12 protein-coding genes are annotated in these 15,550 nt (G+C 73.5%); 3 read left to right on the top strand and 9 right to left on the bottom strand.

Annotation, left to right across the window (positions count from 1 at the left end; translation table 11 throughout):
* Positions 1–123 precede the first annotated feature (123 nt).
* The 4 genes from rpmA to ACK8HX_RS01845 all read right to left on the bottom strand — a co-directional run bounded on the left by rpmA (position 124) and on the right by ACK8HX_RS01845 (position 4,718).
* Positions 124–390 carry a 50S ribosomal protein L27 gene (gene rpmA / locus ACK8HX_RS01860; protein ID WP_411938940.1) on the bottom strand — a complete coding sequence of 89 codons (267 nt, stop codon included), beginning with the start codon at positions 388–390 and terminating at the stop codon, positions 124–126.
* Between the two features lie 27 nt (positions 391–417).
* A complete protein-coding gene (gene rplU, locus ACK8HX_RS01855) occupies positions 418–723 on the bottom strand; it encodes a 50S ribosomal protein L21 (RefSeq protein WP_411939336.1) in 306 nt (101 codons plus the stop codon).
* A gap of 130 nt (positions 724–853) precedes the next feature.
* Positions 854–3,805 carry an Rne/Rng family ribonuclease gene (locus ACK8HX_RS01850; RefSeq protein ID WP_411938939.1) on the bottom strand — a complete coding sequence of 984 codons (2,952 nt, stop codon included), beginning with the start codon at positions 3,803–3,805 and terminating at the stop codon, positions 854–856.
* A gap of 157 nt (positions 3,806–3,962) precedes the next feature.
* Positions 3,963–4,718 (bottom strand): TIGR03936 family radical SAM-associated protein, encoded by a 756-nt coding sequence (locus tag ACK8HX_RS01845; RefSeq protein WP_411938938.1) that lies wholly within the window; start codon positions 4,716–4,718, stop codon positions 3,963–3,965.
* A 153-nt stretch (positions 4,719–4,871) separates the two neighbouring features.
* Between ACK8HX_RS01845 and ACK8HX_RS01840 the strand changes: the two genes are divergently transcribed.
* Positions 4,872–6,239, top strand: a complete 1,368-nt coding sequence (locus tag ACK8HX_RS01840; protein ID WP_411938937.1) for a transaminase — start codon at positions 4,872–4,874, stop codon at positions 6,237–6,239.
* A gap of 119 nt (positions 6,240–6,358) precedes the next feature.
* On the opposite strand, the gene ACK8HX_RS01835 is transcribed toward ACK8HX_RS01840, so the two are convergent.
* The gene (locus tag ACK8HX_RS01835; protein WP_411938936.1) at positions 6,359–7,303 is read right to left on the bottom strand and encodes an acyl-CoA thioesterase; all 945 of its coding nucleotides are present in this window, start codon (positions 7,301–7,303) and stop codon (positions 6,359–6,361) included.
* Between the two features lie 19 nt (positions 7,304–7,322).
* Entirely contained in the window at positions 7,323–9,293 is a 1,971-nt protein-coding gene (locus ACK8HX_RS01830; RefSeq protein WP_411938935.1) for a TIGR03960 family B12-binding radical SAM protein, read from the bottom strand.
* A gap of 64 nt (positions 9,294–9,357) precedes the next feature.
* On the opposite strand from ACK8HX_RS01830, the gene ACK8HX_RS01825 reads away from it, so the two are divergent.
* The gene (locus ACK8HX_RS01825; RefSeq protein WP_411938934.1) at positions 9,358–10,740 is read left to right on the top strand and encodes a dihydrolipoyl dehydrogenase family protein; all 1,383 of its coding nucleotides are present in this window, start codon (positions 9,358–9,360) and stop codon (positions 10,738–10,740) included.
* Positions 10,740–11,321, top strand: a complete 582-nt coding sequence (locus tag ACK8HX_RS01820) for a protein-L-isoaspartate O-methyltransferase family protein (RefSeq protein ID WP_411938933.1) — start codon at positions 10,740–10,742, stop codon at positions 11,319–11,321. The genes ACK8HX_RS01825 and ACK8HX_RS01820 overlap by 1 nt, the downstream gene beginning before the upstream one ends.
* A 62-nt stretch (positions 11,322–11,383) precedes the next feature.
* Here the strand turns inward: ACK8HX_RS01820 and ACK8HX_RS01815 are convergent, their stop codons facing one another.
* The 3 genes from ACK8HX_RS01815 to ACK8HX_RS01805 form a co-directional block, all read right to left on the bottom strand.
* Complete coding sequence (locus ACK8HX_RS01815) at positions 11,384–13,255, bottom strand: AMP-dependent synthetase/ligase (RefSeq protein ID WP_411938932.1); 1,872 nt, start codon at positions 13,253–13,255, stop codon at positions 11,384–11,386.
* 121 nt (positions 13,256–13,376) lie between these two features.
* A complete protein-coding gene (locus ACK8HX_RS01810) occupies positions 13,377–14,474 on the bottom strand; it encodes an FtsW/RodA/SpoVE family cell cycle protein (RefSeq protein WP_411938931.1) in 1,098 nt (365 codons plus the stop codon).
* Positions 14,475–14,587: 113 nt separating this feature from the next.
* Positions 14,588–15,550, bottom strand: a complete 963-nt coding sequence (locus ACK8HX_RS01805; RefSeq protein WP_411938930.1) for a bifunctional riboflavin kinase/FAD synthetase — start codon at positions 15,548–15,550, stop codon at positions 14,588–14,590.

Raw genomic sequence — 15,550 nt, 5'->3', positions numbered from 1 at the left:
CGCTCCTTGCGTGTGCCGGCCCGGACGGGCCGTGGGGTGGGATGCATGAGGGGCGGGCCCGGTGTCAGGCCCGCCCCTCACGAGTGTGGTGCGTGGGTGCCGGGAGCGTGTCCCGGCGACGCGTCACTCGGCGGCGGTGGCCGCCGGGACGATGTTGACGGTCTTCTTGCCGCGCTTGGCGCCGAACTTCACCGCACCCGCGACGAGCGCGAAGAGGGTGTCGTCGCCGCCGCGGCCGACGCCGTCACCGGGGTGGAAGTGCGTGCCGCGCTGGCGGACGAGGATCTCGCCGGCCTTGACGGCCTGGCCGCCGTAGCGCTTGACGCCGAGGTACTGGGCGTTGCTGTCGCGACCGTTGCGGGTCGAGGACGCACCCTTCTTGTGTGCCATCTCAGGAGTCCTTCGTGAGTTCCGGGATCAGGCGTCGATCGCCGTGATCTTGACCTGCGTGAGCGGCTGGCGGTGGCCCTGGCGCTTCCGGTAGCCGGTCTTGTTCTTGTACTTGAGGATGGTGATCTTCGGGCCCTTCGCGGCCTTGACCACCTCGGCCGTGACCTTCACCTTGGCGAGCTTGCTCGCGTCGGAGGTGACGGTGCCCCCGTCGACGACGAGCAGCGGCTGGAGCTGCACCTTGTCGCCGGCCTGGCCGACCTTGTCGATGAGCAGGACGTCGCCGACGGAGACCTTCTCCTGGCGACCACCTGCGCGCACAATCGCGTACACAGTCGTACTCACTCTCACTCGTTGTGCGCCTCCTGGAACCGGCCGACAGCGACCCCGTGGACGACACGGGACGTCAGCGCGGTGGGCGCACCAAGGGTCAAGACTACCGGTGCCCCGGCGGAACCCGAAATCACTCGGCGGCGGCCTCGGGGGTGGGCTGGGCGGTGGGCTCGGTGGGCCCGTCGCCGGAGGACGAACCGGCCCCGCTGCGCGGGGGTCCGGCCGGGGACACGACCCGGCCGCGGCGACGGCGACCGCGACGCCCGGAGGCCGGCTGCTCGGGCTGCTCGGGCTCGCCGGCGTCGTCCGGGGTCTGCGCCTCGTCGGTAGCGGCGACCGGGCCGTCGCTGGCCACGGGCCCGACGGCCTGGGGCTCGGCGGGCACGTCCGCGAGGACGGCCTCGTCGGCCACGGCCGCCACGTCCTCCGCCGGCGCGACGTCCGCGACCTCGGGAAGGCTGTCGGGCGTGGCGTCGGCAGCGACCTCGACGGGGTCGGCGTGCTCGGTGTGGTCGTGGTGGTCGTGGTGCTCGCCCTCGGCCTTGCGCAGTGCGGCGGCATGGGCCGCGGCGGCGATCTGCGCCGCGGACGGCCCGCTGGGCCGGTGCTCCTCGACCTTCTCGGCGGTGGCCCCGCCCGAGCCGGAGCCGCCGGACCCACCGGTCCCACCGGAGCCCCCGCGACCACCCCGCCCGCGGCCGGAGCGCGAGGACCCGGACTCGGCCGGCGAGGACCCGCCACGGTCGACCGGCTCGCTGTGGACGATGATGCCGCGGCCGGCGCAGTGCTCGCACGGCTCGGAGAAGACCTCGACCAGGCCCGACCCGACCCGCTTGCGGGTCATCTGGACCAGGCCGAGCGAGGTGACCTCGGCGACCTGGTGCTTGGTCCGGTCGCGGCCGAGGCACTCGAGGAGGCGACGCACGACGAGGTCGCGGTTGGACTCCAGGACCATGTCGATGAAGTCGATGACGATGATGCCGCCGATGTCGCGCAGGCGGAGCTGGCGGACGATCTCCTCGGCGGCCTCGAGGTTGTTCTTGGTGACGGTCTCCTCGAGGTTGCCCCCGGAGCCGACGAACTTGCCGGTGTTGACGTCGACGACGGTCATCGCCTCGGTGCGGTCGATGACGAGCGAGCCGCCCGAGGGCAGCCAGACCTTGCGGTCCATCGCCTTTGCGAGGGCCTCGTCGATGCGGTGCGCGGCGAAGACGTCGTCCTCGGAGGTCCACCGGGTGAGGCGCGGCGCGAGGTCGGGGGCGACGTCCTCGACGTACTCGCTGACCTCGGCCCAGGCCTTGTCGCCCGAGATGACGAGCGAGGTGAAGTCCTCCGTGAAGACGTCGCGGATGACGCGGACGGTGAGGTCGGGCTCGCCATGCAGGAGGACGGGCGCGCCGCCCGACCCCGCCTTCTTGGCCTTCGCGGCCTCGGCCTTCTTCGAGATCTTCTCCCACGCCTTGGTGAGCCGCTCGACGTCGGCGCGCAGCTCCTCCTCCGAGGCTCCCTCCGCGGCGGTGCGGACGATCACGCCCGCGGTGTCGGGCACGACCTCCTTGAGGATGGCCTTGAGCCGCGCCCGCTCGGTGTCCGGGAGCTTGCGCGAGATGCCGGTCATCTGGCCCTCGGGCACGTAGACGAGGTAGCGGCCGGGCAGCGAGATCTGCGAGGTGAGCCGCGCGCCCTTGTGGCCGATCGGGTCCTTGGTCACCTGGACGAGGACGGTGTCGCCCGAGGACAGCGCGTTCTCGATCCGGCGCGCCTGGCCGCCCTCGAGCCCGGCGGCATCCCAGTTGACCTCGCCGGCGTAGAGCACGGCGTTGCGGCCCTTGCCGATGTCGACGAACGCGGCCTCCATCGACGGGAGGACGTTCTGGACGCGCCCGAGGTAGACGTTGCCGGCCATCGAGGCGGTCGTCTCGCGCGAGACGTAGTGCTCGACGAGCACGCCGTCCTCGAGGACGCCGATCTGCGTCCGGTCGCCACGACCGCGCACGACCATGACGCGCTCGACGCTCTCGCGGCGGGCGAGGAACTCGGCCTCGGTGATGATCGTGCGGCGGCGACCGGCCTCGCGGCCCTCGCGCCGGCGCTGCTTCTTCGCCTCGAGGCGGGTCGAGCCCTTGACCGCGGTCGGCTCGTCGCGCTGGGCGCGCGGCTCGCGGACCCGCGTGACGGTGCCGGGCGGGTCCTCGCCCTCGACGTCGGACCCGCCCCGGCGGCGACGGCGGCGCCGGCGGCTCGAGCCGCTCTCGGTCGCGTCGTCCTGCTCGGGACCGGTCGTCGCGGCGTCGGAGCGGTCCGAGGACGCGTCGTCAGCGGTGGCGGGGGCCGTGTCGTCGGCGCCCTTGTCACGACCGCGGCGGCCGCGGCCCCCGCGGCGTCGGCGGCGCGGGCCGCCGTCACCGTCGGTGTCGTCGTCGGAGCGGTCCTGCGTGCCGTCGGCCTCGCGGCCCTCTCCGCCGTCCGCGCCGTCACCCTCGGTGCGGTCCGCACGGTCCGCACGGTCGGTTCGGTCGGTGCGGCCGGCGGGCTCGGCGGGGGTGTCGCCGACCTCGTCGGCCGGGCGCTCGACGGGGGCCTGCGCGGGAGCGGTGGCCCGGCGTCGGGGCCGGACCACCGGCTCGGGTGCCTGGAACAGCAGGCCGAAGCTGGGGACGGTGGCCGCGGTCTCCTCGTCCTCGGCCTCCTCCTCGTCCTCGGCCTCGGGGGCCGCCTCGGCCTCGACGTCGAGGACCGGCAGCTGCTCCGGGGCCTCCTCGGGAGCCGGCGCCGCGTCCTCCGCAGCGGCCTCCTCCGCGGTGGTGTCGGCGGCCTTCTTCGCTGCCTTCTTCGTCGTCTTCTTCGCCGCACGCTTGCGCGTCGCCTTCGGTGCGGGCGCCTCGTCGGTGGGGGCCTCGCCATCGGCGGGCGGCGCGGCGTCGCGCTCCGGCGCGTCATCGGCGGCGGTCTCGGCGACCGGCGCGGGTGCGGAGGCCTTCTTCGTCGCGCGACGGCGCTTGGGCCTGGCGGGCACCTCGTCGGTCGCCGGCGCGGCCGGGACCTCGGTGTCGGGGGTGGTCGGGTCGTTCTCGGAAGCCACGATGGCTCCTTCCGTCACCCACGCGATGACGACCACACCGGAGGCCGGGGGACCGGCTCCTCGTCGACCGCGTGGTGTGCGATCGGATCGTGCGGGGGCGCACCCCACACGGAAGTCGACTGCTGCCCCGGAGCGGCTCGCGCGGGCGGCGCGGCACCTATCCGAGGCCGGCGGCGTCCTTGTCGGCGGCCAGTGGGTCGGCCACCCCGGCAGCTGCGCCTCGCAGAGGGCCTTGCGCCAGCCGGGTCACCAGGGGTGGGACCGGCGGCGAGAACCCGGTCACTGCGCGCAGTGCGGTCAGGATGTCGTCGGGGCGCACGGACGGTGTGGTGTGCCGTACGACCATCCGCAGTATCGCACACCCCTCCTCGTCGACCCCGTCGAGCACCAGCGACAGCACCGCGGCGCGCGTGTCGAACGTCCTCGGACCCGTCTTGAAGGTGCGGGTCGTCTCGGCGACCTCGGCGGCGAGGTAGCCGGCCACCGCCTCCTCGACCGCGGCGGGGTCCGCACCGCGCACGACGAGCTGCCACTCACTCGCCTCGAGCCGGTCGGCGAGGGCGCCGGGCCCGGCCTCGACGACCTCGAGGACGTCGAGGCCGTCGGGCAGCGCCTCGTCCAGGGCGGCGCGCACGGCCTCGGCGTCGACCCGTTCGGTGACGCGGATCTCGAAGTACTCGGCCTCGCTGGCCGTGCCGGTCGGCGCCCCGTTGGCGTAGGAGATGAGGGGGTGCGGGTGGAAGCCCGCGGAGAACGCCATCGGGACGTCGGCGCGTCGCAGGGCCCGCTCGAGGGCGCGCGAGAAGTCGCGGGTCGAGGAGAACCGGAGGCGGCCGCGCTTGGCGTACCGGATGCGGAGCTTCTGGACCGCCGGGGCGGGAGGGGGACCCTCGGGGGTGCGCTGGCGGGCCATGGGGACAAGCCTAGGAGCGGGCGCGCTCCTCCACCGAATCGGCGACCCAGCGGGCTCACGCTGCGGATTCCGAGGACGAGGCCCGCCATCCTCCACTGATCCGTGGCGGAAGCGGGGCTGACGGCGCTGCATCCGTGCCGATATCGTGCGGGCATGCCCGAGATCGACAGGTCCCGCCTCGCCGAGCTCCTCGCCGCCGAGCAGAGGACGTACACCGAGCGCCACCCGCGCAGCCGCGAGCTCTTCGAGGCGGGCGGCAACCTCTTCGGCCGCGTCCCGATGACGTGGATGAACAAGTGGAGCGGCGGCTTCCCGCTCTACCTCGACCACGCGCGCGGCAACCGCATCGCCGACGTCGACGGGCACACCTACGTCGACTTCGCCCTCGGGGACACCGGCGCGATGGCCGGCCACTCCCCCCGTGCCACCGTGGAGGCGGTGGGGCGCCGCCTCGGCGACCTCGGCGGCATCACGACGATGCTCCCGACGGAGGACGCGCAGTGGGTCGGCGCCGAGCTGACCGCCCGCTTCGGCCTGCCGCTGTGGAGCTTCACCCTGTCGGCCACCGACGCCAACCGGTGGGCGATCCGCCTCGCCCGCCTCGCCACCGGGCGACCCAAGGTCCTCGTCTTCGCGTACTGCTACCACGGGTCGGTCGACGAGGCCTTCGCGGTCCCGGGACCCGACGGCAAGGCCGAGTCGCGGCCGGGCAACGTCGCTCCCCCGGTCGACCTCGACCTCACCACCCGCGTCGCGACGTGGAACGACCTCGAGTCCGTCGAGCGCGAGCTCGCCCACGGCGACGTCGCGGTCGTCCTCACCGAGCCCGCGCTGACCAACATCGGGATCGTCCTGCCCGAGCCCGGCTTCCTCGAGGGCGTCCGCGAGCTCGCGACCCGGCACGGCTCGCTCCTGCTCATCGACGAGACGCACACCTTCTCGGCCGGATGGGGCGGCGCGACGCGCGAGTGGTCCCTCGAGCCGGACCTGTTCGTCATCGGCAAGTCGATCGGCGGCGGCATCCCCTGCGGCGCCTACGGCCTCACCGAGGAGGTCGCCGCGGCCATCACCCGGCACACCGACGGCGGGGACGCCGACATCGTCGACGTCGGCGGGGTCGGGGGAACCCTCGCCGGCAACGCGCTCTCGACGGCCGCGATGCGGGCGACGCTCGACCGGGTGCTGACGAAGGAGGCCTTCGCGCACATGACCGGGCTGGCGACGGCGTTCACCGAGGGGGTGCAGGCGACCCTCGACGAGCTGGACGTGCCGTGGTCGGTCTCGCAGCTGGGCGCGCGCAGCGAGTACCGGTTCGTGCGCCCCGCGCCGCGCTCCGGCGAGGAGTCGGCCGCCGCGCACGACGACGACCTCGACGCCTACCTGCACCTGGCGATGTGCAACCGCGGCATCCTCATGACCCCGTTCCACAACATGGCGCTCATGTGCCCGGACACCTCGCGGGCCGACGTGGACCGGCACACGGCCACCTTCCGCGAGGTCGTCACCGCGCTCGTGGGCTGACGGCGCGCCCGGACACCCGGCACCACTCCTGGGTTGTCGGGCACATGTCACCGAACCTCCGCCTGGGCACCCGATATCGGGTGCCCAGGCGGAGGTTCGGTGTCCAACGATGCCGTCTGTCAGTCGCCGAAGCGCTCGCGGATCCGGACCAGCTCGACGGCATGGGCGTCGAGGAGGCGGTCCTCGTCGGACACCGGCTCCCACCTCGGGCACGGCACCGCACGCCGCTCGTCGTCGATGCCGACGAAGATGGTCCGGCAGTAGGTCGTCAGCTCCATCCCGGAGGGCCCGGCCGTGGGGTCGCCGGACCGGACGTGGACCCCGATGTGCATCGAGGTCCGCCCCGTGTGCAGCAGCCGCGCCTCGACCTCGACGAGGTGGCCGATCCGCAGGGGCCGGTAGAACCGCACGCCGCCCGTGAAGATCGCGACGTTGGCCGCGTCGCCCGTCCACTGCGTCGCGAGGACGTGGGCGGCCTCGTCGATCCACCGCATGACGATGCCGCCGTGCACCTTGCCGCCCCAGTTGACGTCGGTGGGCGCAGCGAGGAAGCGCAGCCCGACCCGCGGGGCGGTCCCGGCGTCGGTGTACGAGACCCCCGCCATCGCCTCCTCGACCTCGGCACGCAGCTCCGCCCGGCGCACCGCCCAGGCCTGCTGCAGCTCCTCCCCCAGCGTCGACGGCGTGAACGCCCGGACCGGCGTCGAGCGCCCCTCCCCGTCGACCGCGACGAAGACCATGAGGCAACGGGTCGCGGGCGCCAGCTCGCGGGTGCGCGGCGGGCCCGAGGCGAGGTCGACCGTCACGTGCATCGAGGAGCGCCCGGTGTGGACGACGCGGGCGGTCGCCTCGACGAGGTCGCCGACCTCGACCGGACGCGTGAACCGGACGTTCCCGACGTAGGCCGTGACGCAGTACGTGCCGCTCCAGCCGGCGGCAGCGGCGTACCCGGCCTTGTCGATCCACTCCAGGACGCGCCCCGCGGACACCGAGCCCGACCGGCCGGCATCCGTCGGGGCGGCGAGGAACCGCAGGGTGATCTCGGCGGACGGGGACGCGCTCACACCGAGCAGTGTGCCCGGGTCAGGCGTGCGAGTGCTCGCGCATCGCCTCGCGGCCCGACCCGAGGACCGTGAGCGGCAGCAGCGTCTTGCCCGTGGGGCCGATCTCGATCTCGGTGTTCATCTGCGGGCAGACGCCGCAGTCGAAGCACGGGGTCCAGCGGCAGTCCTCGACCTCGGTCTCGTCGAGCGCGTCCAGCCAGTCCTGCCAGAGCCACTCCTTGTCCAGCCCGGAGTCGATGTGGTCCCAGGGCAGGACCTCGGTCTCGCCGCGCTCGCGCGTCGTGTACCAGGCCACGTCGACGCCGACGGCCGGGAGCTCGGAGGCCGCGGCCGCCATCCAGCGGTCGTACGAGAAGTGCTCGGACCAGCCGTCGAAGCGCCCACCGTCACGCCACACGGCCTCGATGACGCGACCGACCCGGCGGTCACCGCGCGAGAGGAGTCCCTCGACGATGCCGGGCTTGCCGTCGTGGTACCGGAACCCGATCGAGGAGCCGTACCGCCGGTCGGACCGGATGGCGTCGCGCAGCTTCTGCAGGCGCGCGTCGGTCTCCTCGGCGCCGAGCTGGGCGGCCCACTGGAAGGGGGTGTGCGGCTTCGGGACGAACCCGCCGATCGAGACGGTGCACCGGATGTCGCGGCGCCCGCTGACCTGGCGACCGGTCTCGATGACGCGCTTGGCGAGCTCGGCGATCTGCAGGACGTCGTCGTCGGTCTCGGTGGGGAGGCCGCACATGAAGTAGAGCTTCACCTGCCGCCAGCCCGCGCCGTAGGCGGCCGAGACGGTGCGGATCAGGTCGTCCTCGCTCACCATCTTGTTGATGACCTTGCGGATCCGCTCGGACCCGCCCTCGGGGGCGAAGGTCAGGCCGGAGCGGCGCCCGTTGCGCGTCAGCTCGTTGGCGAGGTCGATGTTGAAGGCGTCGACGCGCGTGGAGGGAAGCGACAGACCGGTGTTCGTGCCCTCGTATCGGTCGGCGAGGCCCTTGGCGACGTCGGCGATCTCGGAGTGGTCGGCACTCGACAGCGAGAGCAGCCCGACCTCCTCGAACCCCGTTGCGGCAAGGCCGCGCTCGACCATCTCGCCGATGCCGGTGATGGAGCGCTCGCGGACCGGGCGGGTGATCATCCCCGCCTGGCAGAAGCGGCAGCCACGCGTGCAGCCACGGAAGATCTCGACCGACATCCGCTCGTGGACCGACTCGGCCAGCGGCACGAGCGGCTGCTTCGGGTACGGCCAGGCGTCGAGGTCCATGACGGTGTGCTTCGAGACCCGCCACGGGATGCCGTGCTGGTTCGGAGCCACCCGCTGGATGCGCCCGTCGGGCAGGTAGGTGACGTCGAAGAACGCCGGGACGTACACGCCACCGGTGCGCGCGAGCCGGAGCAGCACCTCGTGGCGACCGCCGGGGCGGCCCTCGCGCTTCCACGCCGACACGATGTCGGTGACGGCGAGGACGGCCTCCTCGCCGTCGCCGACCACGGCCGCGTCGACGAAGTCGGCGATCGGCTCCGGGTTGAACGCGGCGTGCCCGCCGGCGACGACGATCGGGTGGCTCTCGTCGCGGTCGCGCGCGTGCAGCGGGATGCCCGCGAGGTCGAGCGCGGTGAGCATGTTCGTGTAGCCGAGCTCGGTGGAGAACGACAGGCCGAACAGGTCGAAGTCGCCGACCGGGCGGTGCGCGTCGACGGTGAACTGTGGGACGCCGTGCTGACGCATCAGCGCCTCGAGGTCCGGCCACACCGCGTAGGTGCGCTCGGCGAGGGCGTCCGGGCGCTCGTTGAGCACCTCGTAGAGGATCATGACGCCCTGGTTCGGTACCCCGACCTCGTAGGCGTCCGGGTACATCAGGGCCCAGCGGACGGTGGCGTCGCCGGCGAGGTCCCAGTCCTTGACCGTCGAGTTCAGCTCGCCGCCCACGTACTGGATGGGCTTGCTCACCTGCTCGAGCAAGGGCTCGAGGGAGCGGAAGACGGACTGACCGGGCATCCCCCAAGGGTAGGTCGGGTCGTGGCCGTCCCCCAAAACGGCCCGGAGCGCCCAAGATGGGGGCATGAGCACCGACGCGCACGTCGACCTCGTCGTCCTCGGCCTCGGGCCCGGCGGTGAGCACCTCGCCACCGAGGCCGCGAGGGCCGGCCTGACGGTCGTCGCCGTCGACGAGCGGCTCGTCGGCGGCGAGTGCCCGTACTACGGCTGCATCCCCTCGAAGATGGTGGTCCGTGCTGCGGGCACCCTCGCCGAGGCCCGCCGCGTCGGCGTGCTCGCCGGCGGCGCCGAGGTCGCACCCGACTGGTCGGTCGTCTCCCGGCGCATCCGCGAGGAGGCCACGGACGACTGGGACGACCGGGTGGCCGTCGAGCGCCTCGAGAAGGCGGGGGCCCGGTTCGTCCGCGGGCACGGACGGCTCGACGGCCCCGGGGCGGTCGTCGTCGGTGACCGGCGGTTCGTCGCGAGCCGCGGCGTCGTCCTCAACACCGGGACCGCCCCGGCCGCGCCCCCCGTCGACGGGCTCGCCGGCACCCCGTTCTGGACCAACCGGGACATCCTCGCGACCCCCGACCTGCCGGCCTCGATGGTCGTCGTCGGTGGCGGCGCCATCGGGGCCGAGCTCGCGCAGGCGTTCGCCCGGTTCGGCACCGAGGTCACCATCGTCGAGGTCGCGCCGCGGATCCTCGCGCTCGAGGAGCCCGAGGCGTCCGAGGTCGTGGCGAAGGCCTTCGCGGCCGAGGGCGTGCGCGTCCTCGCCGGCGCCGCGATCCACCGCGTGGGCCACGCCGACGGCCGGTTCACCGTGGCGGTCACCGACGCCGGCGGGACCGACCTCGACCTCACCGCCGAGCGCCTCCTCGTCGCCGCGGGCCGGCGCCCCAACCTCCACGACGTCGGCCTCGACACGGTGGGGCTCGACCCCACCGCCCGCAGCATCGACACCGACGAGCGGATGCGGGCGGGCGACCGGCTCTGGGCCGTCGGCGACATCGCCGGCCACGGAGCCTTCACCCACCTGTCGACGTACCAGGCCGGGATCGCGCTGGCCGACGTCCTCGGCGACGCCGACGGACCCGTCGCCGAGTACCACGCCGTCCCCCGGGTCACCTTCACCGACCCCGAGGTCGGCTCGGTGGGCCTGTCCGAGCAGCAGGCCCGCGACGCCGGGCTCGACGTGGCCGCCGCCTCGACCCCGATGCAGGCCTCGACCCGCGGCTGGATCCACGGTCCGGGCGGCGAGGGCGTCGTCAAGCTCGTCGCCGACCGGGAGGCAGGGCACCTCGTCGGCGCCACGGCCGTCGGCCCGAGCGGCGGTGAGGTGCTCTCGATGCTCGCCACCGCCGTGCACGCGAGGGTGCCCGTCGCCGCCCTGCGCGGCCTGGTCTTCGCCTACCCGACCTTCCACCGCGCCGTCTCGACCGCCCTGGCCGACCTGGACCTCTGATGGGGCGCAGCGAGCGGGTCGCCGCCGCACTGGCGGCCCAGCCCCGGGAGCGCTTCCTCCCCCGGGCGGTGCGCCGGGACGCCGGCTACGACGGCCCGCTGTCCATCGGGCACGGGCAGACGAACAGCCAGCCGCGCACCGTCCTCGCGATGCTCGAGCTGCTCGACGTGCGGCCCGGTCAGCACGTCCTCGACGTCGGGTCGGGGTCGGCGTGGACCACGGCCCTCCTCGCCGAGCTCACCGGCCCCACCGGGTCGGTCCTCGGGGTCGAGCGGGTGCCCGCGCTCGTCGCGGTCGGCCGCGAGAACCTCGACCGCACCGGGCTGCGCCACGCGCGCATCCGCGAGGCCGACCCCGACCGCCTCGGCGCCGCCGACGACGGCCCCTTCGACCGGATCCTCGTCTCGGCGATGGCGACGCGCCTGCCCGAGGAGCTCGTGGCCCAGCTCGCCGAGGGCGGCGTCCTCGTCCTGCCCGTCGACGGGGTGATGACGCGCGTCGTGCTCGACGCGGCCGCGCCCGGAGGACGCGTGGTCACCACCCACGGCCGCTACCGGTTCGTCCCCCTCGTCGGCGGGTGACACGACGACGCCCGGGCCGGTATGAGGACGGCCCGGGCGTCGCGGTTCGTGGCTGCTGGGGCCTAGCCCGAGTAGTGCGCGTCGAGGAGGTCCTTGTACTTCTCGGCGACGACCTTGCGCTTGAGCTTGAGCGAGGGCGTGAGCTCACCCTCCTCGACGGTGAGGTCGTGCTCGAGGATCGTGAACTTCTTGATCGTCTCCCAGCGGTTGAGGCCGGCGTTCAGCTGGTCGACGTAGCCCTGCACCATCTGCCGGCACGCGTCGGAGGAGACGATCTCCTCGTAGGACTTCCCCTCCATCCCGTTCTGCGCGGCCCAGCCCTGGATCGCGTCGGGGTCGAGGGTGATGAGGGCGGAGACGAAGTTGCGGTCGGCCCCGTAGACGACGAGCTGGCTGGCGTAGGGGCACAGGCCCTTGAAGGTCGACTCGATGATCGAGGGCGCGACGTACTTGCCACCGCTCGTCTTGAACAGGTCCTTCTTGCGGTCGGTGATCTTGAGGAAGCCGCGGTCGTCGAGCTCGCCGATGTCCCCGGTGTGCAGCCACCCGTCGGCGTCCAGAGCCTCGGACGTCGCCTCGGGGTTGTTGTGGTACCCCTCCATGATGCCGGGACCGCGCAGCAGCACCTCGCCGTCCTCGGCGATCCGGATCTCGGTCCCCGGCAGGGCCCAGCCGACCGTGCCGTACCGGTAGGCCTTGGTGCGCGCGACGAAGGAGGCGGCGCTGGACTCGGTGAGGCCGTAGCCCTCGGCGATCTGCATCCCCATCCCGTCGAACCAGCGTGCGACGTCGCCGTTGAGCGCGGCCGAGCCGGAGATGAAGAAGCGGATGTTCCCGCCGAAGCGGTCCCGGATCTTGGTGCCGATGATCTTGTCGGAGATGGCGTACTTGCGGGCGAGCATCCCCGAGGGGTTCTTGCCCTGTTCGCGCAGCTCGCTGACCTCGCGGCCGACACCGCTGGCCCACACGAAGAGCTTGTGCTTGAGGCCGCCCTCGCCGGCCATCATCGTCTGGATCCGGCCGTAGGCCTTCTCGAAGATGCGCGGGGCCGCACCCATGAAGGTGGGTCGGACGACGGCGAGGTTGTCGACGATCTTGTCGATCCGCCCGTCGATGGCCGTGGGGAAGCCGATCTGCAGGGGCAGGGTGAGCAGCACCTTGCCGAAGACGTGGGCGAGCGGCAGCCAGAGGTACTGCAGGTCGTCCTCGGCGAGGATGTTGATCGACGCGACGGCGGCCGACTCGTAGGTCCAGGCGCTGTGCCGCAGGCGGACACCCTTCGGGCGACCGGTCGTGCCCGAGGTGTAGATGATCGTCGCGAGCTGGTCGGGCTGGATGCGGTCGATGCGCGCGTCGATGGCGCCGGGGTCGCCCTCGAGGTACTCGCGGCCGAGGGTGCGGACGTCGTCGAGGCCGAGCGTCCACGCGTCGTCGTCGGACCCGCCGTCGAAGACGACGACCCGCGAGACGCCCGGGATCTGGCCGCGGATCGAGCGCAGCTTCTCGAGCTGCTCGGCGTTCTCGGCGAAGACGACCTTGGTGCCGGAGTCGGCGAGGATGAAGGCGACGTCGTCGGCGATCGTCGTCGGGTAGATCGTCGTCGTCGCACCGCCGCTCACCATGATGGCGAGGTCGGCGAGCGCCCACTCCCAGCGGGTGCTCGACGCGATGGCGACCCGGTCCTCGGGCTCGACGCCGAGGGCGACGAGGCCGGCGCCGACCTCGCGGACGACGGTGTCGACGTCACGCCAGGTCTCGGTGACCCACTCGTCGCCGGAGGGGGTGACGACGGCGTGCATGAAGGCCGGGCGGTCCGGGGTCGCGGCGACGCGGTCGCGGAAGAGGTGTCCAACGCTCGTGGCCCGCTGCTCCAGCACGGACTGGTCGACCGGCTCGTCGGCGGGAGCGTGGATCTGGGGGGAAGCAGTGAGCATCGCGGCATCGTCCTCGACATTGGGGGCGGGTGAGCGAATGCTGTCACAGGAGGGGCACAGAGGGGAACGCCTTGTTACCGGCGAGTCGGATTCGTGACCACCGGGTCGCCCGGGCGTCGCGTCACCGGTCCCGGTCGGCGCTGTGGGCGGCGTCGACGAGCCCGACCGCGAGCCACGAGACGACCATCGAGGACCCTCCGTACGACACGAACGGCAGGGGCAGGCCGGTCACCGGGAGCAGCCCGAGGTTCATCCCGACGTTCTGCACGACCTGGACCGCGAGCCAGGCCGCGACCCCCACGGCGACGAGCCTCCCGAACGGGTCCGCGACCCGCGCCGCCACGCGCAGCACGCGCAGGACGACGAAGGCGAGGAGAAGCAGCAGGCCGGTGGCGCCCACGAAGCCGAGCTCCTCCCCCGCGACCGAGAAGACGAAGTCGTTGAGCTGGTAGGGCACGTCACCGCCCTGGGTGCGCTCCCCCGCCATGAAGCCCTGCCCCCACAGACCGCCGCCGCCGATGGCGAGCCGCACCATCCGGGTCTGGTAGCCGCTGCCCTGCGGGTCGGCCGACGGGTCGGCGAACGCGGTGAGTCGGTCGCGCTGGTAGTCGCTGAGCAAGGGCGTCGTCAGCGCGGCGACGACGACCGCGACCCCGACCAGCCCCGCGACGAGGAGCCACCGCCGCGGGACCCCGGCGACCGCGACGACGACGGCGCCCATCGCGAGGACGACGGCCGCCGACCCGAGGTCGGGCTGGAGGAGGACGAGCCCCACCGGGAGCGCGACGAGGGCACCTGCAGCGAGCACCTCGCGCGTCCCCGGCGTCAGGCCGCGCTCGGCGGGGCCGGCGAGGAGCACGGCGAGGACGACGCACAGGCCGACCTTGACGAGCTCGGCCGGCTGGAGGGTGAAGCCGCCGACGAGCGGGATCCACGAGCGCGACCCGTTGACGGTCAGCCCGATCGGCGTGAGGACGAGGACGAGGGCGATGAGGGCCAGGGCGTAGACCACCGGGGCGGCGAGGCGGACCCGCGCCTGGCCGGCCCGCGAGACGAGGACGGCGAGCCCGAACCCGACGGCGGCGGCGACGAGGTGCCGGACGAGGTAGGCGCTGCCGTCGGTGCGCGCCGTGGCCGACCACACGAGCAGGCCACCGACGACGGAGGTCCCGGCGGCGGCGAGGTAGAGCCCCACGTCGTGCCGGACCCAGCTCGTCACCCGGGTGGGCTCGCCCGGCCGGGTCAGGCGGGCGGGCCCACGCGCTGACACGGTCGCTCGCGACCGGGTCAGGCGGGCGGGCCCACGCGCTGACACGGTCGCTCGCGACCGGGTCAGGCGGGGACGATCTTCGTGAGGAGCTCGCGGCACCGCGCGACGTCCTGGGTCATCGCGGCGGTCAGCTCGTCGACGCTCTCGAACCGCACGGTCGGCCGGATGTGCGCCGTGAACTCGACCATGACGGTCTCGTCGTAGAGGTCGAGGTCGTCGCGGTCGAGGACGTACGCCTCCACCGTGCGGCGGTCGTGGGTGTCGAACGTGGGGTTGGTGCCCACGCTGATGGCGCAGGGCATCGTGCGGTCGGTGTCGGCCTCGGGCCGGTCGACCCGGGTCAGCCACCCGGCGTAGACGCCCTCCTGCGGCACGAGCCCAAGGGAGTCGGCGGACAGGTTGGCCGTGGGGAACCCGAGGTCGCGGCCGCGGTGGTTGCCGTGGACGACGGTGCCGACGACGCGGTGCGGTCGGCCGAGGATCCGTGCCGCCCCGGCGACATCGCCCTCGGCGAGGAGGCGCCGGACGGTGGAGGAGGAGAAGCGCTCGCCCTCGCCGACGTCCTCGAGCGCCACGACCTCGAAGCCGTACCGGTCACCGAGCCCGACGAGCGTGGCGACGTCGCCGGAGTTGCGGTACCCGAACCGGGTGTCCCGGCCGACGACCACGGCGCGCGCGCCGAGGCCCTCGACGAAGACGGTCCGGACGAACTCCTCGGGCGACTGGTGGGCGAACTCGCGGGTGAACTCCAGGACGAGGAGCCCGTCGAGGCCGGTGTCGGCGAGGAGCTCGTCGCGCTGCTCGGCCGGGGTGATGAGCTGCGGGGCCTCGTCGGGGCGCAGGACGGCCACCGGGTGGGGGTCGAAGGTCACCGCGACGGCGGGCAGGTCGAGACGGTGGCCGGCCTCGACGAGGGCGGTGAGCACGGCCCGGTGTCCGCGGTGCACACCGTCGAAGTTGCCGAGGGTGACGACGCAGGGCGTGAGGTCTGCGGGCGTCTCGGCGGCGTCGGTCCAGCGGTGCAC

This window comes from Oryzobacter faecalis (genome assembly GCF_046764005.1).
Lineage (GTDB): Bacteria > Actinomycetota > Actinomycetes > Actinomycetales > Dermatophilaceae > Oryzobacter > Oryzobacter faecalis.
The sequence above is the reverse complement of the archived record's forward strand: the minus strand, read 5'-3'. Positions and strand labels throughout refer to the sequence as shown.

Bases quoted from the DNA above. Each gene is read 5' to 3' on its own strand.
- rpmA (WP_411938940.1), bottom strand. From the start codon at position 390: ATGGCACACAAGAAGGGTGCGTCCTCGACCCGCAACGGTCGCGACAGC.
- ACK8HX_RS01820 (WP_411938933.1), top strand. From the start codon at position 10,740: ATGGGGCGCAGCGAGCGGGTCGCCGCCGCACTGGCGGCCCAGCCCCGG.
- ACK8HX_RS01815 (WP_411938932.1), bottom strand. From the start codon at position 13,255: ATGCTCACTGCTTCCCCCCAGATCCACGCTCCCGCCGACGAGCCGGTC.
- ACK8HX_RS01830 (WP_411938935.1), bottom strand. From the start codon at position 9,293: ATGCCCGGTCAGTCCGTCTTCCGCTCCCTCGAGCCCTTGCTCGAGCAG.
- ACK8HX_RS01825 (WP_411938934.1), top strand. From the start codon at position 9,358: ATGAGCACCGACGCGCACGTCGACCTCGTCGTCCTCGGCCTCGGGCCC.
- ACK8HX_RS01845 (WP_411938938.1), bottom strand. From the start codon at position 4,718: ATGGCCCGCCAGCGCACCCCCGAGGGTCCCCCTCCCGCCCCGGCGGTC.
- ACK8HX_RS01840 (WP_411938937.1), top strand. From the start codon at position 4,872: ATGCCCGAGATCGACAGGTCCCGCCTCGCCGAGCTCCTCGCCGCCGAG.